23 protein-coding genes and 1 pseudogene are annotated in these 24349 nt (G+C 64.3%); 13 read left to right on the top strand and 11 right to left on the bottom strand.

All coding sequences use genetic code 11. The features are described 5' to 3' along the window. The first annotated feature begins 8 nt into the window (after positions 1 to 8). The 9 genes from AC0KTM_RS13240 (at position 9) to AC0KTM_RS13200 (ending at position 10096) form a co-directional block, all read left to right on the top strand. The gene (locus AC0KTM_RS13240; RefSeq protein ID WP_051019785.1) at positions 9 to 824 is read left to right on the top strand and encodes an ABC transporter permease; all 816 of its coding nucleotides are present in this window, start codon (positions 9 to 11) and stop codon (positions 822 to 824) included. Between the two features lie 5 nt (positions 825 to 829). Next, the gene (locus AC0KTM_RS13235; RefSeq protein WP_064939666.1) at positions 830 to 2302 is read left to right on the top strand and encodes an MCE family protein; all 1473 of its coding nucleotides are present in this window, start codon (positions 830 to 832) and stop codon (positions 2300 to 2302) included. A gap of 28 nt (positions 2303 to 2330) precedes the next feature. Then, positions 2331 to 3359, top strand: a complete 1029-nt coding sequence (locus tag AC0KTM_RS13230; RefSeq protein ID WP_014385057.1) for an MCE family protein — start codon at positions 2331 to 2333, stop codon at positions 3357 to 3359. Beyond that, entirely contained in the window at positions 3356 to 4747 is a 1392-nt protein-coding gene (locus AC0KTM_RS13225) for an MCE family protein (RefSeq protein WP_064939887.1), read from the top strand. The genes AC0KTM_RS13230 and AC0KTM_RS13225 overlap by 4 nt, the downstream gene beginning before the upstream one ends. Then, a complete protein-coding gene (locus tag AC0KTM_RS13220; protein ID WP_472415763.1) occupies positions 4744 to 6084 on the top strand; it encodes a virulence factor Mce family protein in 1341 nt (446 codons plus the stop codon). The genes AC0KTM_RS13225 and AC0KTM_RS13220 overlap by 4 nt, the downstream gene beginning before the upstream one ends. Beyond that, positions 6081 to 7241, top strand: a complete 1161-nt coding sequence (locus AC0KTM_RS13215; protein ID WP_472415761.1) for a virulence factor Mce family protein — start codon at positions 6081 to 6083, stop codon at positions 7239 to 7241. Before AC0KTM_RS13220 ends, AC0KTM_RS13215 begins: the two co-directional genes overlap by 4 nt. 1 nt (position 7242) lies before the next feature. Beyond that, the gene (locus AC0KTM_RS13210; protein ID WP_472417476.1) at positions 7243 to 8715 is read left to right on the top strand and encodes an MCE family protein; all 1473 of its coding nucleotides are present in this window, start codon (positions 7243 to 7245) and stop codon (positions 8713 to 8715) included. Continuing rightward, positions 8679 to 9359: an Mce protein gene (locus AC0KTM_RS13205; RefSeq protein ID WP_472415759.1), complete on the top strand. Its 681-nt coding sequence runs from the start codon at positions 8679 to 8681 to the stop codon at positions 9357 to 9359. Before AC0KTM_RS13210 ends, AC0KTM_RS13205 begins: the two co-directional genes overlap by 37 nt. 62 nt (positions 9360 to 9421) lie before the next feature. Then, positions 9422 to 10096: a hypothetical protein gene (locus AC0KTM_RS13200; protein WP_472415757.1), complete on the top strand. Its 675-nt coding sequence runs from the start codon at positions 9422 to 9424 to the stop codon at positions 10094 to 10096. Positions 10097 to 10699: 603 nt separating this feature from the next. Here AC0KTM_RS13200 and AC0KTM_RS13195 read toward each other — a convergent pair. The 3 genes from AC0KTM_RS13195 to AC0KTM_RS13185 all read right to left on the bottom strand — a co-directional run bounded on the left by AC0KTM_RS13195 (position 10700) and on the right by AC0KTM_RS13185 (position 13818). Then, on the bottom strand, positions 10700 to 11929 hold the full coding sequence (locus AC0KTM_RS13195; protein ID WP_472415755.1) for a CaiB/BaiF CoA transferase family protein: 1230 nt from the start codon (positions 11927 to 11929) through the stop codon (positions 10700 to 10702). A 37-nt stretch (positions 11930 to 11966) separates the two neighbouring features. Next, complete coding sequence (locus AC0KTM_RS13190; RefSeq protein WP_041785021.1) at positions 11967 to 12746, bottom strand: FadR/GntR family transcriptional regulator; 780 nt, start codon at positions 12744 to 12746, stop codon at positions 11967 to 11969. A gap of 76 nt (positions 12747 to 12822) precedes the next feature. Continuing rightward, positions 12823 to 13818 (bottom strand): LLM class flavin-dependent oxidoreductase, encoded by a 996-nt coding sequence (locus tag AC0KTM_RS13185; protein ID WP_472415754.1) that lies wholly within the window; start codon positions 13816 to 13818, stop codon positions 12823 to 12825. Between the two features lie 177 nt (positions 13819 to 13995). On the opposite strand from AC0KTM_RS13185, the gene AC0KTM_RS13180 reads away from it, so the two are divergent. After that, positions 13996 to 15009: a Rieske 2Fe-2S domain-containing protein gene (locus AC0KTM_RS13180; RefSeq protein ID WP_472415752.1), complete on the top strand. Its 1014-nt coding sequence runs from the start codon at positions 13996 to 13998 to the stop codon at positions 15007 to 15009. Beyond that, positions 14999 to 15610, top strand: a complete 612-nt coding sequence (locus AC0KTM_RS13175; RefSeq protein WP_064939688.1) for a TetR/AcrR family transcriptional regulator — start codon at positions 14999 to 15001, stop codon at positions 15608 to 15610. Before AC0KTM_RS13180 ends, AC0KTM_RS13175 begins: the two co-directional genes overlap by 11 nt. Here AC0KTM_RS13175 and AC0KTM_RS13170 read toward each other — a convergent pair. Beyond that, entirely contained in the window at positions 15594 to 16211 is a 618-nt protein-coding gene (locus AC0KTM_RS13170; protein WP_064939690.1) for an isochorismatase family protein, read from the bottom strand. The genes AC0KTM_RS13175 and AC0KTM_RS13170 overlap by 17 nt on opposite strands. A gap of 81 nt (positions 16212 to 16292) precedes the next feature. Here AC0KTM_RS13170 and AC0KTM_RS13165 point away from each other — a divergent pair. Then, positions 16293 to 16507: pseudogene (locus tag AC0KTM_RS13165) on the top strand (acyl-CoA synthetase); the annotation flags it as partial. A gap of 1 nt (position 16508) precedes the next feature. Here the strand turns inward: AC0KTM_RS13165 and AC0KTM_RS13160 are convergent. From AC0KTM_RS13160 to AC0KTM_RS13150, 3 genes are read right to left on the bottom strand one after another with little or no spacing between them, the layout of a single operon-like run. Beyond that, complete coding sequence (locus AC0KTM_RS13160) at positions 16509 to 17621, bottom strand: cytochrome P450 (protein WP_080588022.1); 1113 nt, start codon at positions 17619 to 17621, stop codon at positions 16509 to 16511. Positions 17622 to 17680: 59 nt separating this feature from the next. Beyond that, positions 17681 to 18478, bottom strand: a complete 798-nt coding sequence (locus AC0KTM_RS13155; protein WP_064939694.1) for an SDR family oxidoreductase — start codon at positions 18476 to 18478, stop codon at positions 17681 to 17683. 13 nt (positions 18479 to 18491) lie between these two features. Next, positions 18492 to 19319: a mycofactocin-coupled SDR family oxidoreductase gene (locus AC0KTM_RS13150; RefSeq protein ID WP_064939696.1), complete on the bottom strand. Its 828-nt coding sequence runs from the start codon at positions 19317 to 19319 to the stop codon at positions 18492 to 18494. A 167-nt stretch (positions 19320 to 19486) separates the two neighbouring features. Between AC0KTM_RS13150 and AC0KTM_RS13145 the strand changes: the two genes are divergently transcribed. Continuing rightward, complete coding sequence (locus tag AC0KTM_RS13145; protein WP_014385039.1) at positions 19487 to 20314, top strand: enoyl-CoA hydratase/isomerase family protein; 828 nt, start codon at positions 19487 to 19489, stop codon at positions 20312 to 20314. Positions 20315 to 20359: 45 nt separating this feature from the next. Here AC0KTM_RS13145 and AC0KTM_RS13140 read toward each other — a convergent pair whose 3' ends face one another. From AC0KTM_RS13140 to AC0KTM_RS13125, 4 genes are read right to left on the bottom strand one after another with little or no spacing between them, the layout of a single operon-like run. Beyond that, a complete protein-coding gene (locus AC0KTM_RS13140; RefSeq protein ID WP_472415750.1) occupies positions 20360 to 21139 on the bottom strand; it encodes an SDR family oxidoreductase in 780 nt (259 codons plus the stop codon). Between the two features lie 10 nt (positions 21140 to 21149). Further along, positions 21150 to 22247, bottom strand: a complete 1098-nt coding sequence (locus AC0KTM_RS13135) for an acyl-CoA dehydrogenase family protein (protein WP_064939700.1) — start codon at positions 22245 to 22247, stop codon at positions 21150 to 21152. Beyond that, positions 22244 to 23395, bottom strand: coding sequence for an acyl-CoA dehydrogenase family protein (locus AC0KTM_RS13130; protein ID WP_472415748.1), 1152 nt, complete (start codon positions 23393 to 23395; stop codon positions 22244 to 22246). The genes AC0KTM_RS13135 and AC0KTM_RS13130 overlap by 4 nt, the downstream gene beginning before the upstream one ends. A 9-nt stretch (positions 23396 to 23404) precedes the next feature. Further along, a complete protein-coding gene (locus AC0KTM_RS13125; RefSeq protein WP_472415746.1) occupies positions 23405 to 24268 on the bottom strand; it encodes an SDR family oxidoreductase in 864 nt (287 codons plus the stop codon). Positions 24269 to 24349 lie beyond the last annotated feature (81 nt).

Raw genomic sequence — 24349 nt, 5'->3', positions numbered from 1 at the left:
CGCGGCTGATGAATACCGTGCGTGGCCTGATCAACGAGTGGAATCGGCTGGGAAGCCAGACTGCGTTCTACGTCAGGGCACTGGGCTTCATGTGGGAAGCCGTCGTCCGCTACAAAGTGGAGACGCTGCGACTGATCGCCAACATGAGTCTCGGTGTTGGTGCGCTGGCCGTGATCGGCGGCACCGTGGTCATCGTCACCACCTTGACGATGTCTGTCGGTGGACTTGTCGCCATCCAGCTATTCCGGTCGTTGTCCGATGTGGGGGTCCAGGCGTTGAGCGGTTTTGCCTCCGCTTACATCAACACGCGTCTCGCCGCGCCGCTGGTCGCCTGTATCGGCCTCGCGGCCACTATCGGCGCCGGTGCCACTGCGCAGTTGGGCGCCATGCGAATCAACGAGGAGGTCGACGCGCTCGAGGTGATGGGCATCCGCACAATCACCTACCTGGTCTCCACCCGGGTGGTGGCCGGTGTGGTCGTCGCAGTTCCGTTATGGTGCATGGCCTCGCTGGCCGGCTATATGGCCACGCGGACCCTTGTCATTTTCGCGTATGGGCAGGCTCCCGGGGTCTACGACCACTACTTCCACACCTACCTGCAGCCGAAAGACCTTATCTGGTCGATGCTGCAAGTCATCGGGACGGCCACATCGATCATGTTGGTACACACCTATTACGGTTTTAACGCCTCTGGCGGCCCTGCGGGCGTCGGTGAGGCGGTCGGTCGTGCGGTACGCGCATCCCTGGTCGTTGCGGTAGCGGTGACTTTGGCGGTGGCGATGGCCGCCTACGGTGTGTCCGGCGACTTCAACCTGTCGGGATAGCGACGATGACAAGGAAACGGCGCGAGGCCGGCCTGCACCCGGCGCTGTGGACGGTGATCCTTTTCGCCTTCATCATCGGCGCGGTAGTGCTGACGCTAGGGGCGTTCAACAGAGACTTCAGGCCGTACGCCAGGGTGACCCTCACCTCGGACCGGTCGGGCCTGGTCATGGAACCCGGCGCGAAGGTGAAGTTGCGCGGCGTCCAGGTCGGCCGGGTGGCGTCGATTCAGCAGGGCGACCCGGTGAAACTTCAGCTGGAACTGTACCCAGAGCAGCTCAAATACATTCCCTCCAACGTCGGAGCCGAGATCACCGCCACCACAGCGTTCGGCGCCAAGTATGTCGACCTGCTCACCCCCACCGACCCGAGCCCGAAGCGGCTGACGGCCGGAGCGGTGGTGGAGTCACGCAATGTGACCACCGAAGTAAACACGGTGTTCCAGAATTTGGTGGCGGTGCTGAACAAGGTCGACGTCGCCAAACTCAACGGTGTCCTCACGGCGCTGGCCGAAGGACTTCGCGGCAAGGGTCCGGCCATCGGCGAGGCGACCACCGACCTCAACCAGGTCCTGACGGAGATCAACCCCCGCAGCGAAACCATCCGCGCGGATTTCCATGCGCTGAAGGGGTTCAGCGACACCTACGCCGCAGCCGCACGCGACATCGTGACGGTACTGGACGCTGCCAGTGCGACTAGCTCCACCATCACCAACAACGCCAAGCAGCTTGACTCGTTGCTGCTCGACGTCACTGGACTTTCCCGCAGCGGGGTCAACCTGCTCGGTCCGAACAAGGACAACCTGGTGCACGGCATTAACCTGCTCGAGTCGACCACCAGCCTGTTGATGAAATACAACCCGGAACTGACCTGTTTGCTGGTCGGCGGCAAGAACGTCGTTGATTTCGGCTTCTTGGATGTTGCCGGTGGCCGCAACGGCTTCTCGGTGATCCTGGACGCCGGACTGCTATTGGGCGACGACACATACAGTTTCCCCGAGAATCTGCCGATCAACGGCATCAAGGGCGGCCCCGGAGGCCAGCCCGGTTGTGGATCGTTGCCAGACGTGTCGAAAAACTTCCCGCAGCGCTACCTGGTCACCAACTCGGGGTGGGGCACCGGGATGGATGTGCGTCCTAACCCCGGTATCGGCTTCCCGGGCTACGTCGATTACTTCCCCGTCACCCGCGGAACACCGAAACCGCCCAGCCTGCGCCACCCGGGAGGTCCGGCTCCCGGCCCGATCCCGTACCCGGGTGCACCACCGTACGGGGCGCCGATGTACGCCCCGGACGGAACGCCGCTGTATCCCGGGCTGCCGCCGGCGCCCCCGCCGGGCAGGCCTCGGGAACCGGGGCCGCCGCCGGCCGGATCCGAACCGTTCTTGCCCGCAACACCGGGCGGACCGCAACCAACATGCGGACTGGTCACCGGGCCGTGCGAGGCGCCGCCACCGCCGCCGTTTGCCCCAGCGCCCTAACGGCCGAAAGTCATAGAGGAAGGCAGAGATGCGAGAGAATTTGGGAGGCGCGCTGTGGCGCCTCGCCATCTACGCCGTCGTCTGCGTAACGGGTGCGTTCGGACTGATCGCCGTCTTCGCGCAGATGCGTTTCCAGTCGGAGAAGACCTACACGGCCCAGTTCGTCAATGTATCGGGGCTGGAGGGTGGCAACTTCGTCCGCATCGCAGGTGTCGAGGTCGGCAAGGTCAAGAACATCGCCGTCCAGCCCGACTCGACGGTGCGCGTCGAGTTCACCGCCTCCGACTCGGTAGTGCTCACCGAGGGCACCAGGGCCGCGATCCGTTTCGCCGACCTCGTGGGCGGCAGGTACGTGGCGCTTGAAGAAGGAGCCGGGGGAGTCAAGAGACTTAATCCGGGCGGGACCATCCCACTGAGCCGGACCGAACCTGCGCTGGACCTGGACGCATTGATCGGCGGTTTTCGGCCGCTGTTTCGCGCACTGGATCCAGACCAGGTGAACAAACTGACCGGTCAACTGATCGCTGCCTTCCAGGGACAGGGCGCCACGATCAGCTCATTCCTCAGCCAGGCCGCAGCTCTGACCAACACCCTGGCCGACCGGGATCAACTGATCGGTCAAGTCGTCGTCAATCTGAATACCGTGCTCGGCTCGCTGAGCGGCCAGAGCAAACAGTTCGCCAAGGCCGTCGACTCGTTGTCTGAACTCGTAGCTGGCCTGAACGCCCGCAAGCAAGACATCAGCAACGGCGTGGCCTACGCCAACGCAGCTGCCGGGTCAATCGCCGGCCTGCTAGCGCAGGCTCGCCCACCGCTGAAGAAAGTGGTTCACGAGGCGGATCGAACGGCCGCAACCATATTGGCCGATCACGACTACTTCGACAACTTCCTCAACACCTGGCCCGATGCGACTCAGATACTCAACAGGCAGGGCATGTACGGCGACTTCTTCAGCTTCTACTTCTGCGAAATCGTGTTGAAGGTCAACGGCAAGGGCGGCCAACCCGTATACGTCAAGCTGGCCGGTCAGCCCACCGGGAGGTGCACGCCGCGATGAGGCCCTTCTCCGAGCGCAACCCACTTGTCATCGGCGCCATCGGCGTCGGCATCATCCTCGTTCTGATGCTGGTGTCCGTGAACTACGACAAGTTGCCGTTCTTCAGCAACGGGAAGACCTACTCGGCGTACTTCGCTGAGGCGGGCGGGCTGATGTCTGGCAACGTGGTCCAAGTGTCCGGCTTCCGGGTCGGGCAGGTCTCCAGCGTCGAGTTGGACGGACCCCGGGTGCTGGTCAAGTTCGACGTCGCCGACAACATCCGCCTCGGTGACCGCACCGAGGCGGCGATCAAGTTGAAGACTCTGCTCGGAACCAAGATTCTCGAGGTCACCCCGCGAGGGGAGGGGAAGCTGAGCGGTCCGATACCCCTCGACCGGACCACACCGGCCTATCAACTGCCCGACGCCCTGGGTGACCTCACGACAACCATCAGCGGCCTGAACACCAAACGACTGTCGGATTCGCTCGCAGTGCTGTCCGACACTTTCTCCGATACGCCACCCGACCTGAAGGCCGCGGTTCAAGGGGTCGCACGCTTCTCGCAGACATTAGACGAGCGCGACGCGCAGCTGCGAAACCTGTTGAGTAACGCCAACAAGGCAACGAAGGTGCTGTCTGAACGCAGCGACGAACTGGTCAACCTGGTCGCCAACACCAACGCGTTGCTGGTCCAGCTGCGAAGTCAAAGCAACGCACTTAACCAAATCGCTCACAACCTCTCCGCGCTGGCCCAGCAGTTAAAAGGCCTCATCGCCGAGAACCGCGAGACGTTGAAACCGGCGCTGGACAAACTCAACGGCGTGTTGACGATCGTCGACAACCGCAAAGACCGCGTGCAGAAGGCACTCGTCGGGCTTAACAGATACGCCTTGGGGCTCGGTGAATCGGTGGGATCAGGGCCGTTCTTCAAGGCCTATGTTGTCAACCTGCTACCCGGACAGTGGCTGCAGCCGTTCATCGATGCCGCCTTCTCCGACCTCGGCCTGGACCCGAACGTGTTGCTGCCCTCGCAGCGCACTGACCCGCAGGTCGGCCAGCCGGGGACGCCGCCGCTTCCGGTTCCGTACCCGCGAACCGGGCAGGGCGGACCACCCCGGATGACCATTCCTGACGCGATCACCGGCAACCCGAGCGACCATCAGTGCGGTCCGCCCGGGGTGGCGTTGCCTGGTCCTGGCTGCTACCCGGCTCGCGAGCCGGTGCCCGCGCCACCACCCGGGGGGCCGCCGCCAGGACCGCCCGCGCCGCCGGGTCCCGGCCAAGGCCAATCCCTGCCGCCGCCGTCGGGACCGATCGAGCAGCCGGCACCCGGGCAGGTGCCGCCGGCGCAACCGCCCGTGATGAGCGGCCCGGGCCCCATTAGCCCGCCAGCTGGAGGTGGACAGTGACGTCTCGCAACGCCAAGATCGGCGTAGCCGTCGTGCTGGTGCTAGTCCTGGTCGGGGGCATCGTCACGGTGGCACGGTTGGCGAACGACATCGGCCGCACCAACGTCGTCGGATACTTCGCGAACAGCACAGGCATCTACAACGGAGACGACGTCGTTATTCTCGGCGTCCCCGTCGGCAAGGTCGAAAAGATCGAGCCGCTGCCCGACCGCGTCAAGATCACCTTCTGGTACGAGGACAAATACAAGGTGCCTGCTGACGCCAAGGCCGTGGTCCTGTCGCCGTCGCTGGTGACGCCTCGATCCATCCAGCTGACGCCGGCCTACACGGGTGGCGCGATGATGCGCGCAGGCGCGGTGATCCCGCAGGAACGCACCGCAGTCCCGGTGGAATGGGACGACTTCCGCCAGCAACTCGAGAAGCTGACGCAGGTATTGCAGCCCACCACAGCCGGCGGGACCAGCACACTAGGAGCGTTCATCAACACTGCGGCCGACAACTTGCGCGGCCAGGGCCCAGACATCCGTGACACCATTATCAAGCTGTCGCAGGCGATTTCCGCTCTCGGCGATCACAGCGACGACCTGTTCACCACTGTCAAAAACCTGTCGATTCTCGTCTCGGCGTTGCACGACAGCGGCGATCTGCTGCAACACCTCAACCAAAACCTGGCCGCGGTGACGAACCTGCTGGCCGACGACCCCCATGCGGTCGGCAACGCGGTTCGGGATCTCCACGACGTGGTCGACGACGTCCGAAACTTCGTGGCCGACAATCAAGAGTCGCTGGGAACCACCTCGGACAAATTGGCGTCGGTGACGCAGGCAGTGAACGACAGCCTCGACGACGTCAAACAACTCCTACACGTTGCGCCCACGGCCTTTCAGAACTTCCTCAACATCTACCAGCCTGCACAAGGCACGCTGAGTGGAGCGCTGGCGTTCAACAACTTCGCCAACCCGATTCAGTTCCTGTGTTCGGCAATACAGGCCGCTTCCCGTCGGGGAGCCGAGGAGTCAGCGAAGCTATGCGTGCAGTATCTGGCGCCGATCTTCAAAAACCGCCAATACAACTTCCCGCCGCTGGGCGAGAATCTGTTCGTCGGAGCCTCAGCTCGTCCCAACGAAATCACCTACAGCGAGGACTGGTTGCGGCCCGACTACGTTCCCCCGCCACCGCCGGCGTCCGACCCGGGCAACCCCCCGCCTGCGGCGAATGCACCGCCGGCGGCCGGCAGCTCACCACTGGGGGCGGAAGCGCCACGCGCCCAATCGCTTCCGACCGATCCAGCCGCCGGCCTGCGCGGGATGATGGTGCCTCCCGGAGGCGGACAATGATTCGGGTGCGACACCGGCTGCGCGTTACCCGCGGGCTCGCGGCGGTGCTGGCCGTCGCCGCGCTTTCCGGGTGCGGTTTCCACGGCGCGAATTCGTTCAAATTGCCGGGCACCAAGGGCGGCGGTCCAGGCTCATACACCGTCCAAGCACAGATGCCCGATGTTCAAAACCTCCAACAGAATTCCCGCGTCAGAGTCAACGACGTCACTGTCGGCACCGTGACCAACATCCAACTTCAGGGTTGGCATGCGGTGGTCACGATGACGATCAACGGGGACGTCGATCTGCCGGCTAACGCAACGGCCACTCTGGGGCAGACCAGCCTGCTGGGCTCGGTGCACGTAGAGCTGGCACCACCCGCCGGTGTGCCGGCCAAGGGCAAGCTCAAAGCGGGATCGGTGATCCCGTTGACGTCCGCTAGCGCGTATCCGTCCACCGAACGGACGCTAGCCGCAGTGTCGTTGTTGGTGAACGGCGGTGGCCTAGGCCAGATCCAGGACATCATCAAGGCATTGAGCACAGCGTTTACCGGTCGCGAACAGGACCTGAGAAGCCTTCTCGGACAACTCGATAAGTTCGTCGGCTACCTCAACGATCAAAAGGACGACATCCTCGCCGCAACCGACAGCCTCAACAACGTGGTCGGTCAATTCGCCGACCAGAAGCCGGTGATCGATAAGGCGCTGAAGACACTGCCGGGTGCGTTGACCGTCCTCAAGGACGAACGGGACAACCTCGCCGACGCGCTCGGGGAGCTGAGCAAATTCGGAGCGCTTGCTACTGATTCGGTGAACAAAACCAAGTCAAACCTGGTCAAAGAACTGAACGACCTCGGCCCGGTACTCCAATCCCTAGCCGACGCTGGACCGGCGCTGACTCGCTCGCTCGGGTTTTTCGGAACCTTCCCCTTCCCCAAGGACACCCTCAACAAGTGGCTACGCGGTGACTACGCGAACTTGACAGCGGTCCTCGACCTCACGCTGAGCCGGCTCGACGCGGGGTTCTTCACCGGCACCCGCTTTGAGTGCAATCTGACCGAGCTCGAGCTGCAGTGGGGCCGCACCATCGGGCAGATGCCCAGTCCTTGCATGGGCGGCAGCCAGTACAACCCCGGCAACCCATTAGTCGTCCCTTACCACTTCAATCAGGGTCCGTGACATCGTGTTAACGAAGCGCACCAGAATCCAATTGGCGGTTTTCGCCGTGGTCAGCTTGATCGCGGGCACCATCATGTTCTTCGCCTACATGCAGGTACCGACGGTCTTCTTCGGGATCGACCGGTACTCGGTCACGGTGCAGTTACCTCAAGCGGGTGGCCTGTACCCAGGCGGAAACGTCACTTACCGTGGAGTCGAGATTGGCCGGGTACAGACCGTACGTCTCACCCAGACCGGTGCCGAGGCGGTGCTTCAGCTGAAATCGGACATTCACGTCCCCGCCGACCTCAACGCGCAAGTACACAGCGTTTCGGCAGTTGGCGAGCAATACGTCGAGCTGCTACCCCGTAGCGCACAAGGGCCGTCGCTGAAAGATGGTGACGTGATCGCCATGGACCGTACCTATGTTCCGCCGGACATCAACTCGCTCCTGGAGGCGACCAACCGCGGCCTGTCAGCCATCCCACGTGACAACCTGAAAACGGTGGTCGACGAGGGGTATGTCGCCTTCGGCGGGCTCGGGCCGGAACTCTCCCGGCTGGTGAAGGGGACGACCGATCTGGCGATCGGCGCCCACAAGAACCTGGACGCGATCACTACCTTGATCGACCAGTCGAAGCCGCTACTCGACAGCCAAACCGCGTCATCGGACTCGGTCCAGGCATGGGCCGCCCACTTGGCGACCATCACTTCGCAGCTACGGAACAACGACTCCGCTGTGGCGGGCCTACTGCAAAAAGGCGGCCCAGCGGTCGACCAGGCCCGGGCGCTAATTGACCGGCTCAGCCCTACGTTGGCGATCGTGCTGGCCAACCTGGTCAGTGTCGGCCAGGTTGGGGTCACCTATCGGGACAACCTCGAAGGCCTCTTGGTGGAGTTGCCGCAAGGCGCGGCCGACATCCAGGCGGTCGGGGTGGCCAACCGAAATACGAAGCAGGACTACCTCGGTGCCTACCTGAGCTTCAACCTGAACCTCGGATGGCCGCCAGCATGCACCACCGGATTCCTGCCGGCCCAGCAGCAGCGGGCCGCCAGCTACGAAGACTATCCAGACCCCCCTAAAGGCGACTTCTACTGCCGGGTGCCGCAAGACTCGATGCTCAACGTGCGCGGCGCGCGCAACTATCCGTGCGAGACCCGTCCGGGCAAGCGCGCCCCGACGGTGAAAATGTGCGAGAGCGACCAGGCCTACGTTCCGCTCAACGACGGGTGGAACTGGAAGGGTGATCCGAACGCAACATATACGGGGCAGGGTGTCCCGCAGTACAGGCCAGGCGAGGAGCCGCCGGGTCAGGCGCCACCTCGGCTGCCCCCCGGTCCACCGCCACCACCGATAGCGGCCTTTCAATACGATCCAGGCACCGGTATGTACATGGGGCCCGACGGCCATGTTTACACAAAGGCCGAGTTGACCCCAGGCGCCGTAAAGGAGCAAACATGGCAGAGCATGCTGATGCCTCCCCCGAAGAATTGAACACCGACGAGGGTGCATCTGAATCGCCCGATGAGGTCGCCGCCGAGGAGACAGGTTCCGAGGCGGCGGAAGTCCAAACCGAGGACGCCGAGGATTACGACGGCGCAGTTGACGCCGATGTGGACGACGCGCCCAAAGACGTTGGCACTAAGAAGAAACCGATGTCGCCGGTCCGGCTGGCAATAGTGTTGGGTCTGGTCTTGGTGACCGCCTCGACCGCGCTGGCCGGCTGGCTGGGATTACGGGATTATCAGGCACATCAGATCCAGCAACAGCGCGCGCTGTTGGTTCAGGTGGGGCGGCAGGGCGCGCTGAACCTCACAACGATCGACTGGCAGCACGCCGACAGCGACATACAGCGCATTCTGGATTCCGCCACAGGCAGCTTTTACGACGACTTCTCCAAGCGCTCGAAACCCTTCGTTGAAGTGGTCAAGAAGGCGCAGTCGAAGTCAGCGGGGACGGTCGTTGAGGCGGGCCTCGAGTCGCAATCGGGCGATGAGGGCCAGGTGCTGGTTGCCGTTACCGTCAAAACCTCGAATGCCGGTGCGCCCGAAGAGGAGCCGCGACATTGGCGAATGCGAATTTCAGTGAAAAAAGTCGGCGACGAGGCAAAGGTCTCCAACGTCGAGTTTGTGCAGTGAGGAAATGGCAGAAGGGCATGCGCCGACTACCGATCCTACGAACCAGAGAAGGAACCCTCCCCGTGCGGGTTGAAACGGAACGCGAGACCGGCCAGGACGCGGCCGAGGTCTTCGCGGAGAAAACCGAGCAGTTTGCGATAGAGGTTGACGACCCCGAAGACACCGGGGACGCCACCGAGCACACCAGAGACACCGAACAGATTGCAGAATCGGAGGACACCGAAGATATTGAGCCACCAGCACGTTGGCGCCGGGTTAGGTGGTCGCGAGTGTTGGCCTTTGGAGTGCTGCCGGTCTTGGCGCTAGTGATAGCGGCGGCCGCAGGTTATCTGAAGTGGCAAGACGCATGGATCCGCGGGTCTGGAGTCGCCAGCCTCGAGTCCGTTGCGGCGGCAAAAGATTCCACCGCGGCGTTATTGTCCTACCAGCCCGACACCGTCGATAAGGATTTGGGGGCTGCCCGCGATCGGTTGACCGGCACCTTCAAGGATTCCTACACGCAGTTGACCCACGACGTGGTGATCCCCGGCGCGAAGAAGCAGCACATCTCGGCGGTCGCCACCGTTCCCGCTGCCGCTTCGGTTTCGGCGACTCCACAGCATGCGGTCGTCCTGGTGTGCGTCGACCAGACGGTGACCGTTGGCAACGACGCACCCACCGAAACCGCGTCCACCGTCCGGGTGACTTTGGACAAGACCGGTGCCCGCTGGCTTATTTCCTCGTTCGATCCTGTCTAGATGGAATACCCTGGGCGACGCGACGTCGTCCCGCCCTGACCTCAGAGGGTGGTTTGCGTTGGGCCGAAATTTTGGCAAAGCGTATACGGTGGCTGGAAGGTGCTGGCGCATCCCTGGGCCTTGACGACGTAGGTCGTGCCAGGCTGGTACGGATAGCGCACCTCCGCCGGGTTCTGCCCGTTCATCGATGCGCACTCTCCCTGCGAACCCCCGCCGGCCACGGACAGACATACCACCGACAAGTTGGGGCTGGCGTGGATCGTGCACGGGCCAGGCCGCAAAGTGGCTGACACGATGCTCAATCCGGACACCTGCACGACTTTCGGCGGCGTGAGGATGAAGGAGCACTGTCCGGGTCCGTCGTCGCCGGATGGCGACGCACGTGAGACGCCCGCGGGATAGACAGCAATGAATGCCGTCGATAGACCGGCCCAGAGCGCTGCCAGTGACCTTAACGCCGACATGCGAAAGATGATATCCGTTATATGTTTATATGTCTTCAGGAAGCCGATAGTTCCACGAGTGGTGTGCTACGACGACACCGTCTGCCGGCCCAAACCCGCCCGGGAGATTACGCGCCTCGTCGGCGCTACAACGCGGTGATCAGGTGATTGCGCCGGCGATCTTGAGCTCAATGAGGCGGTCGTCGTCGACGCCGAGTTCGCGCAACACCCCGTCGGTGTGCTCAGCGAACTGCGGCGCCCTGGCCAGGCTTGCCGCATCATCGTCGAACTTCACCGGATTGGCTACCAGCCTTTGCGGATGACCTTCGGCATCGATGATTTCGGCTATGCGACCGTTGGCGGTCAGTGCCTCGTCATTGGCTATTTCCCAGGCATCCTGTACCGGCGCCCACTGCCCTCTGCCCTTGCGTAACAAGGCTTGGCACTGCTCGAAGGTCAAGTTGCCGATCACATCGCCGACGATGCTTTGAGCAGTTTCGCTGTGCTCGGCCATCGCCTCGATCGATGTGAACCGTGGATCTTCGGCGACATCGTGCAGACCCATCAGCCGGCAGAACTCCGGCCAATACCGCGTCGGCTGCAGCATCGACAACTGGACGAACCGTCCGTCCGACGTTCTATAGGCGCCGGTCAGCGGGTTGCCCGGGGCCTGGGTTCGGCGCTCCATCTTCGGCAGCGGGCCGCCCATCAGCATCGCCATGTTCACGTTGAATTGGGTTGCCCAAGCACCGACCGCCAGCAGCGAAACATCGAGCACCGACGGTTCCCCCGTGGCCTGCCTGCCGTAGAGTGCCGCCGCGACACCCCCAGCGATGGTGATCCCGCCGATGTTGTCTCCGTAAGCCCCGGCGGGCATGAACGGGCTGTGTGGGGCGTCAAGCGATGTGAGGCCGTCCGCGCTGCCGCCTCGGGCCCAGAAAGCCGTCGCGTCGTAGGCACCGGCATCGCGGTCAGGTCCGTCGGAGCCGAAGCCGTTGCCGATGACATAAATGATGTCGGGGTTGACGCGGCGGACGTCGTCGACGTCGATGGACAGCTTCTTGCGCGATGACGGCAGGTAGTTCGTCAGGAACACGTCGCTTCGCCGGATCAGTTCGTCGAGCAGAGGTCGAGCCTCGGAATTGTCGAGGGCCAACCCGACACTGCGTTTTCCGCGGTTGGGCGCCTCCATGATCGGCGCGAACGACGATCCGGGTACCGTCGCCGCGGCGCCCAACACCTTGACCAACCCGCGCTGGGCATCGCCGGTGACGGGATGCTCGATCTTCACCACGTCGGCGCCCCAGTCGGCGAGCACCGCGCCCGCCGATGGCACGAAGGTGAACTGTGCAACCTCCAGAACGCGAACTCCGTTGAGCGGCTTGTGCATCAGGTGTCCTTCGAGTGGAAGTGGGCGCGGTGCCCACTCAATGCATGATGTCCTGAACCTTCGTCTTCTCGTAGCCTTTGAGCAGTGCCGCACTGGCGTTCTCCATATGTCGCCGCCAATGCGCTTCGGCCTCAGCGCCTTCGCGGGCGGCCACCAGGTCGGCGAGCCGTGTATACGATCGCATCAGCTTGGTGTACTGAGCCTTGGGCACAACGTTCTGGACACTCAGAAATGCTGCGGTCATGTGCTTTTCGAAGATCTCGTGCAGCATGCCGGCGATCACGGTCAGGGTCGCGTTGCCCGACAGTTCCACCAGCCGACGGTGCAAGGTAGTGGAGGCTGCGGCTAATTTGCCCGTCTCCCACGCAGCGGGGACCTCTTCGATGAGGTCCCGTAACTCGCGGTGGGCTGTTACGGTGCCATTTTCTGCAAGCAGTCGGGCTGCATACGGTTCAATACCCATCCGTGCCGTCATCACGTCGGCGAGCGTCGTTCCTGCCAGAGCGAGCAGGAAGCCTGCCGGTCGCGCGACGATCTCGGGGCCCGGGACCCGAACCCGGGCGCCGGTGCGTGAGCCGCGCCGCACCTCCACGAGTCGGTCGGACTCCAAGACCCGCACCGCTTCTCGTAGCGATGGCCGGCTGACCTGAAAGTGATTCATGAGTTCGGCTTCGTAGGGGAGGAAGTCACCGTCTTTGAGCTGTCCCTCGACGATCATCCGCCGTAATGTATCCGCCACGATCTCGGCCGTCTTGGGCGACCGCACCGCACCGTTCTCTGACGTGGTCATCGGCGCGAGAGGTTCCCGTTTGGGCATCGCGACCTCCTGAATCTCGACGTGTACTACTCAGTACACCATGTAGGACGCTGATCTGGGACATTCGTGGCTTTCGTCAGTGCAGCCGCGACAGAACGCGTGTCGCGGCTGCACTATAGTCAGCGCGTCGTCGGCGTCCGACCAAGAAGCTTGGCGGTGATGCAAACGCCATGTCGGGCAGTCGTTTGCGAGCCGCGAGCATCTCGCGGGCTTGTGTCTCGTTGCCGCAGATCGCGATCGACCACAGCATATCGTCGCTAACGTGGTCGGCGATCGTTTCTGGATGGCCGCTACGGAAGGCCGAACGAATCCTGGCGACCGCGTCCCCCCAGCCGTGCAGTTCGACGAGTGAGTCGTAGGTCTTCACAGTGAGGTAGAAGCCGATCTGAAGCCGCGCGTCCCGGACAGCCCGGGCCGGGTCATCGTTGTCGATCGCGGTGATCAGCCAGCCCCATCGTCGTAGCTCCGCGGGATCGCGTCCGGTTGATTCGGCGCCGCGGGCCAGTTCGGGCTCTACGAGTTCGGTCCACCACCGATCGGTGAACAGTCCGTGTCCGAGCACGCCATCGGCGGTGCGACCTACCGTCCGCACCATGGTCTTGTTGAAGGCTCCGATCAGGATGGGCACGTCCAAGCGGCCGAGCACCGGTGCACGGATGTCGGCGTCGACCCTGTAGAACCGGCCCTCGTAGCGGATGTGTTCGCCGTTCTCGGCGTGGAGGAACGCCCTGATCACCTCGATCAGTTCGGCCATCCGGGGTGCGGGGTGGGCGGCGTCGACACCGAACCAGTCCTTGTTCATCCGTGAGGTTCCGGACCCGAGTCCCAGAAAGACCCTGCCCGGGGCGAGCGTGGCGAGGTGTCGGACCGCAGCGGCGTGCACGAACGGGGACCGGGCGAACGCATAGGCGATCCCAGGGCCGACCTTCGCCTGCGAGGTACCGAGGGCCATCTCAGTCGCGGTGATGTAGGCGTTCAGATTGGCGAACTCGCCGGCGCAAAATGCCTGCGCCCCGGAGATTTCGGCCTGCGCCGCTAGCGCGGCCCCTGGCCATGGCAGACCCCAGTCCATGTGTCCTCGCATCCGTCGCCAAACATCACTTACCTAGTAATACATGTGATTGTACGTCCCGATTGGCAGCCATAGTCGATTGCCCGGCGGCCAATTTTTTTCGACAATTGTGTCAAAAATGAGTAGCCTCGAGGTATTGCTGTGCCAGGTGTCGTACGTGGAAGGGACGTTCCGATAATGCAAAGCTTGCCGAGCATGCTGCCCACCGGTTGGTTTCAGGTCGCCTGGAGTGGCGACATCGCCGTCGCCGAGGTGGTCCCGCTGCACTACTTCGGCCGGGATCTGGTCGCCTTCCGGCAGCTGGACGGGGTGGTGAAGGTGCTGGACGCGCACTGCCAGCACCTTGGCGCGAGTTTGGCCCATGGTGGCTGCGTGGTCGAAGACGGCATCCAGTGCCCATTTCACGGCTGGGTGTGGAACGGAGCTGGCCGCAACGTCCGCATTCCGTACCAGGATCGGCCCAACAAGGCCCGACGAGTACGTTCCTATCCAGTCGCGGAGCTCAACGATTCGATTTTGATCTGGCATGACAGCGCCGGCAGGGAGCCACTATGGGAAGCACCAGACGCTTTCACGGTGCTTGGCGATCACGTCCGATCGCAGCGGTTCCACCCGCTGGGCAGCGATTGCCGGACGCGGCACGAGCGAGTGAAGGTGCATCCCCAGGTAATCGCCGAGAACGCCGTCGACCCGCACCACTTCCAGTTCGTACACAGCACCGCGATCAGCCCCGTGGTGCTGCGTGAGAGGACTGACAGCTCTACCTGGTCGGCCAAGGTCGGCTTTGGCCGGAGGTGGAGCGACGGCTTGGACCGCGACGGCGACACGATGAACACGATCGAGATCTATTGGTCAGGCGTTGGTCTCAGCTACAACGGCGAACACGTCCGCGACGGAATCCGGGTCATCTCGATTTGCGCGACACCGGTGGACGACACCAGATCCGACATCTTCGCCGGCTACTGGATCAGCGAGGAAGCATCCGAAGGCCCGGGTGATTTCGAGGCGCGGCTGGCCGCTGCGAAACTCGCCCTGCCCGACGACATCCGGATCTGGGAGCACCAGAAGTATCTCGAACGGCCGGGCCTGGCAACCTCGGAGGGGGCGGGCTTTCGCGCACTGCGCCGGTGGGCGAGCGGGTTCTATCCAGAACCGCAGGCCGCAGCAGAACCGGTCACGCATGGCGCCTGAGGGCTCGGCCCGGCGGGCAACACGGAAATCCGACCGCACCCGAGAGTCAATTCTCGACGCCGCGCGGACGGCATTCGCGCGCAAGGGTTTCTCGGGCGTCACCATCAGGGACATCACTGACCTCGCTGCTGTCACCCGGGCGAACTTCTACTACTACTTCTCCGACAAGACCGAGCTCTTCATCGAACTCGGCACCGATACCTACCGCCAAGCACTTGCGATCGTCGACGGTTTCATGGAGCAGGGGAGCCCGCCGAGCAGGGAGGACATCGATACCTGGGTTGCCAGGTACTTCAGCTACCTCGACCGCAACGGCGCGTTCGTCATCCGGTCCACAGCGGACATGCCTCCCGATCGGAAATTCCGCGCAGCGGTGGCACGCTCGCATCGGCGGACTGCCGCCGCACTTGGTGAGGGTATCGCAAAGTTGGCGCCGACCCCGCCTGACGTGGATCCGGTGGCAACCGGGCTGGTGGTGATGGCGATGCTCGAGCGCTCGTGGCTGATGGTCCAGCACAACGAGATTCCATCGACGACGCGCCAAGCGGTGCTGGTCGCGGCCGGCGAAATGCTATGGCGAACGGTCAATGGTCAGACTTGACCGGGGTCCATTCGCCGATCAGCTGATCGACCGTGGTCAGCCGGCCCAGCACGGCAATGGTGTTGTCCAGCACTTGTTGTGCATAGTCTTGAGGAGTGCCGCCGACGGCGTCGCGCGGCACGATGAGGTCGAAGCCGGCCTGTGTGACGTGCCCGGCGGTGTGGGTGATCGCCAGGTTGAGCGAAACGCCGACGAGGACGATGGTACTCACGCCCAAGCCCTTGAGTACCGGCAGTAATTCGGAATCGAGCGTGGGGAATAGCCCGTGATGACGTGGTAGCACCAGGTCGGTCGGCGCCAGTAGCTCGGGAAGCACTGTGGTGGCAGCGCTTCCGGGAGCCCACTGTGCGGTTGCCGGGCCCAGTGCGCGCCAGATGCGCGCCGTCCCGGTGGGCCGGCCGCCGAGGCTGCCCTCGTAGGTCGCATGCACCACCCGCGCGCCGAACTGGCGGGCTGAATCGAGAAGTCGGCGCACGCTGGATACGAGTTCGGAGCTGTCGGCGGCCAGGGCGGGCAGGACGGACTCGGGACCCAGTACACCGTTCTGGCATTCCACGCAGATAACGGCCGTAGTCTCGGGGTCCCATGGTGTCGCAGCCATCTCTCAACCTTAGTCGATTTTGACACCCGTGATGAAACAGTCGGTAGATTCCTTACACGCTACGGAGATTCGGCTCTTGTGGTCACTCCGGACGATGAGATGAGTCAAGCTGGCAAGGTGTGGTGCAGAGGATCGATCCGGCCGACATCAACGAGAAGCTGTTGGGCTGGCTACGAAACCGGTTGGCGCACTACAAGTGTCCGCGGTCGCTCTCGTTCGAAGCGCAGCTGTCCCGGACGGACACCGGCAAGCTGTACAAACAGGAACTCGACAAGAAATACTCGCACGGCAACTAGCTCAGCCCAGCTTCAGCGGCAGGCGTTCCAGCGAGAAGGTCTGCGCGGGGAACACGATGTGCGGTTCGTAGCCGTCCTCTACCGAGAACTCGGGGATGCGCTTGAGCCATTCGTCGAGGACGAGCGTGAGCTCCATGCGTGCCAGGTGAGAGCCGAGGCAGCGGTGCGGCCCTCCGCCAAAGCCCCAGTGCCGGTGGACCTTTCCGTCCATCACCACGTCGTCGGTCGAGGTCTCGTCGCTGTCGTCACGATTGATCGCGGCGATGCACAGCCGCACCCGGGTATCGGCGGGAAGGGTGATGTCGCCGATGGTGACCTCCGCGGTGGTGACCCGGGGCAACATCGGCGCGGGGGGCTCCAACCTGACGATCTCCTCGACGAACACGCTCATCTGGTTGGGATCCTCGCGCAGCGTGGTGCGCAGCTCAGGGTTACGGGCCAGTTCCAACAGCGCCGTGCTCATCGCCGCCGTGACGGTGTCCAGCCCGGCGAGCACGAACAGGAAACTCAGCCCCATCATCTCGGCATCGTCGAGGGCGTCTTCACCGGTGAGCACTTGGGACAGGATGTCCGGTCCGGGGTTGGCCCTTCGTTCGTTGATCGCCTCGGAGACGTAGGCGAGCAATTCCATTGCGGGCGTGAGGTCAGCGCCTTCGAGCGTCGGTGACTCTGCAAGCGCGATGACTGAGTCCTTCCATGCGATGAGCCGGTCGCGATCTTCCAGAGGCAGCCCGAACAAGGTCAGGAACACCTGTGACGGGTAGGGGATTGCCAGGTCGGCTACGACTTCGCACTCGCCCTTCTTGGCGATGTCGTCGACGATGTCGATCGCCTGTCTCTGGAGGGAGGGCAGCATTGCCTTTAAAGTGTGCGGACTGAAGAAGGGCTGCAGGATCTTGCGGAATCGGGTGTGCTCGGGCGGGTCGAAGGAGATGGGTACCAACGGCAACGGGGCGCCGAGCACGTCGAAGGCCTTCTTTGACGAGAACAACTCCGGATTGCGCAGCGCGGCAAGCACGTCCTCGCGGTGCGCTAAGTAGTACCAGCCGTCGATGAACACCACCCGCCCGGCGTCGCGCACGGTCTTCCATCCCACCCCGCGGTCCGCTGCCATCGGCAGCCCTGCGAAGGAGAGTTCCGGTACGGCATGGGGTTTCACGTGTTCTCCTCCCGTCAGAACGCCGAGCGATGCAAGCCGCCGTCGACTTCGATCCAACTGCCGGTGACGTACCCAGCAGGGGCTGAGCACAAGTAGGCAATGAGCGAGGCGATCTCCCGAGGCTTCCCCATCCGTGCCGCCGGTACGCGGGCCTGGGTGAGCATGAAGTCGCGGCGCTCCTGCTCGGTGCTCGCGCCGAGGTGTTGATCCAAATAGGCCAGCGCGTTCTCGGTCTCGATCCAGCCGGGTGCGACGGTGTTGACGGTGATCCCGTATCGGGCGTACTCGTCGGAGACGGTCTTGAGCAGCCCGACCGTCGACGGACGGCTGGTATTGGCCACCGCGTGATGGATGTTGCCCGCGGGTTCCTTCGCTGTGGCTGATCCGATGTGGACGAAGCGGCCCCAACCCGCTTCCTTCATCGCGGGCAGCACCGCATGCAGGAGCAGGATCTGGCTCGTGGTGTGCATGTCGAAGGACTCGCGGTAGATGTTCACGTCGGTGATGTCCGCGAAGTCGCCGGGTTTCTGGTACTTGGCTTGACCGATGACGATGAGCGGCGGACCCTGCTCGGTGGTCACTTCTCGCACCGCGTTCTGAAGCTGCTCGGCGTTGCTGACGTCGGCGGTGACGCCGATCGCGGTGCCACCCTCGTTACGAATCGATTCGACGGCGGCGTCGACGTCGGACTTGGTGCGGGCCAGTACCGCAACCCGCGCCCCCTCTGCGGCAAGCAGTTTCGCGGCTTCGAAGCCGATTCCCTTACTGCCGCCGACGATCAGCGCCGATCGGCGGTCGATTCCGTAGTCCATCGCAGAATCCCGGTCAGCGCCTTACGTCCATGCCGGCGTCCACCTTCAGCATGCTTCCAGTGAACGAACGGCCCGCGTCGCTGAGCAGGAAGAGGATCGCGTTGCTCACGTCGCGTGGCTCGATCAGCGGCAGGTCCGGCAGCGCGGTCTGGACCGCGTTGACCATGCGAGGGTTGTCCTCGATCACTTTGAACAGCGCCGGGTTGTCGGTGATCATCGGGGTCGCACAATTCGTCGGCGCCACCGCATTGACGCGAATGCGGTCGGGGGCCAGCATGGCCGCGTACGCGCGGACCAGACCGACGACGGCGACCTTGGACATCAGGTAGGCGTCGCTCCCGCCGCGGCCGTCGGTCAGGTCCAGTAGGGCGATCATTGAACTCGTCGCGATCAGGTTGCCACCCTCGCCACGTTCCTTCATGTGCGGGATCGCCACCTGGAAGGCGTTCCACACCCCGATAAGCATGATGTCGAGCCCTAGCCGCAGCGCCTCTGATGCGTCGCGCTCGTCGGCGTTGGTGAGCACCACCCCGGCATTGGCGAGCACCGTGTCGACGTGGCCGAATTCGTTGACACCCGCGTCGAACGCATCCTGCAACGCAGCGAAGTCTCGGACGTCGGCCTTGCGGGTGATCATCTTCCTGCCGGTTTTCTCCACCAGGCGGGCCGTCTCATCGAGATCGTCTTCGGTGCCCAGGGCGTAGGGCACGATGTCGAGGTTCTCGCAGATGTCGACACCGATGATGTCGGCACCTTGCTCGGCGCACATCACCGCGTGCGAACGGCCTTGCCCGCGAGCGGCTCCGGTGATGAAGACGACCCTGCCGTCCAGTGAACCCATTCGTATGCCTCCAATAGCTCGCAATCGGCCGCGCTCAGCGCGTTGGTGGGGCGCGACGCAGTGACGTACGCCACGTCGAGGATGCTACGCCGACGGCTTGGAATCATACAACTATTTGGCTAATTTGGTGGACGACGGCACACTCAGAGCTTTGGAAGGGATCCCACATGCCCGACAGCCCCAATGGCGGTCCGCGCCCACCCGACGGTGACTGGTTGGGCAGCCCCTACCTGAGGTTTGAGCGTGAAGGCGCATTTGCGATCTGCACCTTGGACCGCCCCGAGGCCCGGAATGCGATGACGCCTGCGATGTACTTCGGGATCCGGTACGCGGTCAGTCGCGTCAATGCCGACCCCGACCTCGCCGGCCTGCTCATCACCGGCACCGGCGACGTCTTCGCACCGGGAGGTGACCTGGGTCAGAAAGCAGCAGACAACTGGATGGACTTCGCGTCCACCCTGGGAACCGACGTCACTCCGTTCGACACGCTGCGGCAGTCGGCCAAGCCGGTCGTGTCCGCGGTCAACGGCCTCTGTCAGGGCGGTGGCCTGCAGATCGCGATGTGCAGCGACCTCGCCGTGGTGAGCGATCGGGCTGTATTCCGGGTGCCGGAATTGTTCCGTGGCATCGCCGACACGTACTACAGCCAGGTGCTGGCCCGGCTCATTGGACCGGTCCGGACCAAGGACCTGATGTTCACCGGACGGACGCTGAACGCCGACGAGGCGCTCGACTGGGGAATGGTGAGCAGGGTTGTTCCGCACGACGACCTGTTGAGCGTCGCCAAGGAGCTGCTCGCGCAGTGCTGCCGGACCGCTCCGGGAGCGCGGGGGTTGGTCAAGGCGAGCCTGGACAACTACCTCGGGCTCTACGACCGGATCGGCATGACGACCAGTCTCTTCGGACCTGAAGCGGCCGAAGGCTTCCGGGCGTTCAAGCAGAAGAACTCGCCCGACTGGGTGCACCCGAAGCTTCGGGTAGAGGGGCGGTTGTAGCGCGCCGCTACAGGCCGGTGCGAGCCGGCCCGTAGCGCGCGCCGGTCACTTCGGAGTGAAGCGCTGCGCGCCGTCGAGGCGCATCACCTCGCCGTTGACGTAGCCATTGGACAGCAGAAACGTCGCGGCGTCGGCGTACTCGGCTGGAGTGCCTAGTCGCTTCGGGAACGGGATGTTGGCAGCGAACTTCGCGATAGCCTCCTCGCCGACCGACTCCATGATCGGCGTCTTCATCGTTCCGGGGGCGATGGTGTTGACCCGGATGCCCACCGAACTGAGGTCGCGAGCGGCAGCGATGGTCAACCCGATGACACCGGCTTTCGCTGCGGCATAAGCGGTCTGGCCGATCTGACCCTCATAGCCCGCGACCGAGGCCGTCATGACGATGGCACCCCGTTCGCCGTCGTCGCGGGGTTCGGCGGCGGCTACCGAAGCCGCTACCAGCCGTGTCAGGTTGTAGGTGCCGGTGAGATAGAGGTTGATGGTCTTGGTGAAACCGGCCATGTCGGCCGGGCTGCCGTCGCGCTGCACGATCCGCTGGGCCACCCCGAAGCCGCCGTGTGCAACGACCGCGTAGCGCAGCTGACCGAGCTGGTTGGCCTGCTCGATGGCACCCTGCACGCTGTCGTCGCTCGTTACGTCGGTGCTGACGAACAGTGCCCGGCTACCCAGCTCGTCGGCCAGCGCCTTGCCCTTGTCGGCGGCGAGATCGGCGATCACCACGCCAAGTCCTTCGGCATGGAGCCGACGGACCGTCGCCTCGCCCAGGCCACCTGCTCCTCCGCTGACAATCGCCGAGGCGCCCTCGAATTGCTGAACTGTCACTAGTTCTCCCTTATCTACTGTTGTTTTCCAATTGAGTCAGGTCGCCCGTCACCAAACTCCACGGATCCTCGGCGGCCAGGACAAGCCGGCCGAGTCGCCGCGCGAAATGCGTGGTGCTGCCGTAATCGCTGGTCCAGCTCTGAGCGCGCAAGGTGAACAGCCATAGCGGGTGTTCACTGGTGACGCCGATCGCGCCGTGCAGCTGGTGGGCAACGCTGGTGACCGGCCCGACGGCCCGGCCGACCGCCACCTTGGCGACGGTGACGGCGTAGTCGGTGTGAGGCGACGCAAAGCCGTGCTCAGCAGCGGCGGCAACGGCCAATTCCGCAGCGGCACGGGCTCTTTCGATCTCTCCGGCCATGCCGGCCAGTGACTGCTGCACGGACTGGAAAGCGCTGAGCGGACGACCGAACTGGATGCGCTGGCGGGTGTGCTCTACCGACAGCGCTGCGGCGGCATCCAACACTCCGATGGTCTGCACACAGCGTGACCACGCGCCGCGCCGAGCCAGCTCGGCGCCCACCGTCGGGTCTACGGCGTGCAACTGGTCGGCCGACACGTCGAAGGCAATCGAGTCGCGCGGTTCGCCTGCCAGGTTGTGACCTTCTCGCAGCTCACCGGGCGTCACGTCGATCACGCCGACCTGAAGTCCAGCGGGCGCGCTGACGGCCAGCACCACGGCGGTGCACGCTCGTGCCCATGGCACCGCGTGCGCGGTGCCGGTGACCCGGCCGTGGTCGGTTTCGGCATCGGCGATCGCGACACTCAGCGGGCCGGCGGGCAGCTCGATGCCGGCCTGCTGTCCGAGCCACCCGGCAAGCGCGTCGGTTTCGGCCAACGGCACCGCGCCGGCGTGGCGGGCCACGCCGTAGAGCGCAACCGCCAACTCGCGCGGGCCGGCTCCCATGTCCGGCGTGCTCGTCAGCCTGGCCAGCCCGGTGTCCTCGAGGTTGCGCCAGAGCACGGCGTCGAACTGGTCTGGGACGCCGCGGTGGCCCAGCCCCGCGTCATAAGCGCGCTGCCCAATGTCGTCGACGAGTTGACGCAGCTCCGCATCGTCGTCCCGGGCGTCGGTCGCGGCGAACACCCCGCCGGCCAGAGCGCTCACCGCAGCCCCATTCCGCGGGCGACCACGCCGCGCAGCACCTCGTTGGTGCCGCCGCGCAAGGTAAACATGGGCTTGTGCAGCCACGCGGTGTTCAGCATCGTCTGCAGTTCGGAATTCGGTGGCGTCGCCTCGAGTAGATCGGCGATCAACCCCACTGATTCGGCTTCGAAACGCGTGCCGAGGTCCTTCACCAGCGCCGCCTGATTGGCGGCATCGCCGCCCTCGGTGAGCGTGCGGGCCACTGACAACGACAGCTGCCGCAGCGAGATCAACCGCGCCATCAGGTCACCGATGTCGGCGGCGGTGCGGTCGTCGGGCAGCGAGACTCGGCCGAGTGCACGGATGGCAGCGAACAGCAGGGGGCCGGTGGACAGGATCCGTTCGGGTCCGCTGCGTTCGAACGACAATTCGGAGGTGACCTGGTGCCAACCGTTGCCGACGTCACCGAGCACGTCGGCATCGGGAACGAAGACCCCGTCGAACAGAACCTCGTTGAAGTGGTGTGCCCCCGACATCAAGATGATGGGTTCGACGCGGACGCCCTCGGCATCGCACGGCACCAAGAACTGGCTGAAGCCGGCGTGCCGCTGCTGCGGGTCCGGCGGGCTGGTGCGGGCCAGCACGACGACCTGATGCGCGTGGTGGGCCCCGCTGGTCCACACCTTGCTACCGGAGAGCAGCCAGCCGCCGTCGCTGCGGACGGCCTTGGTTTGCACGGCGGCAAGGTCGGATCCGGCGCCGTGCTCGCTCATGCCGATCGATGAATAAAGCTTGCCGGCAACGATTTTGGGCAATAGACGTTCGCGCTGCTCGTCGGTGCCGTAGGTCAACAGGCCCGGCGCGACCTGGCGATCGGCGGTCCAGTGCGCCGCCACAGGCGCACCCGCCGCGATCAGCTCCTCGGTCACCACGTAGCGGTGCAGATGCCCCAGCCCGTGGCCGCCGTACCGCTTCGGGATGGTCAGGCCGGTGAATCCGGCGGCGCCCAACCGGGCGGAGAACTCCTCGTCCCAACCGCCCAACCACGAGTCGACGCCGGGCTTCCACCCGAATTCAGCGCGGTCGGACTGTAGGAAGTCCCGCACGGCGAGCCGCAGCTTGACCAACTCGGGCTCACGCGCGCTCAAGGCGTCAAACGAATTCACCACAGCCGCTTCCTAAACCGTGGGCACCGGGGCCGACAGGAGATAGAAGTTGGGCGTCAGGTCCCCCTCGCTCGGGGCCAATAGGTAGCCCGACAGGTCCTCGCGGCCTTCTTCCCGCAGGATCTGCTCATCGGTGTAGAAATGGCCGCTGCACGCCGCGGCGGGTCGGGTGACGAGCGCGTGCACCGCCTCGGCCATGATCTGTGGGCTACGGGCCTGCGCGCGTACCGCTGCCTCCCCCATTGCGACCATCATTCCGGTGCTGGCGATCGTGGTGGCCGGCCACAGCGAGTTCACCGCGATCGGCACCGAGGCAAACTCCTCGGCCCAGCCCAGGGTGAGCAGGCTTTCGGCGTACTTGCCCACGGTGTGCCCCACGTGGGCGCCTACCCATCTGGGGTCCATGTTCAGCGGGGGAGAGACGTTGACGACGTGCGCGTTGCCCGACCGGCGCAGGTGCGGAAGTGCGGCCTGCACCACCGCGAACGGCCCTTCCACATTGATTTCCAGCAGCCGGCGCAGGTTCTTGGGCGGCAACTGCGCGGTCGGCCGCAGATCCAGGGCCCCGGCGTTGTTGACGACGACGTCGATGCCACCGAACTTCTCGGCCACCGAAGCGATCGCCGACGCCACCGCGCCCGCGTCCCGGACGTCGCAGGTCAACGGGAGCGCCCGGCCACCCGCACGTTGTACGGCGTCCGCGGTCTCGGCAAGGGTGCCCGCGATCTTGGGGTTCGGCGCCTCAGTTTTGGCCAGTAATGCCACGGCGGCACCGTCTTCGGCGATCCGCTCGGCGATGGCGGCGCCGATGCCGCGGCTGGCGCCGGTTATCACCACGACGCGATCCTTCAGAGTGCGAGGATGGGGATTGCCCACGGTTCGTTGACCCTTCCGTCGGTCGCCAGGATATGCGGTCGAATGCTATAACTATATAGATCATTAGTCGCGCGATGTAAC

Source organism: Mycobacterium sp. NTMscope_Eco_3 (assembly GCF_976985685.1).
The sequence above is the reverse complement of the archived record's forward strand: the minus strand, read 5'-3'. Positions and strand labels throughout refer to the sequence as shown.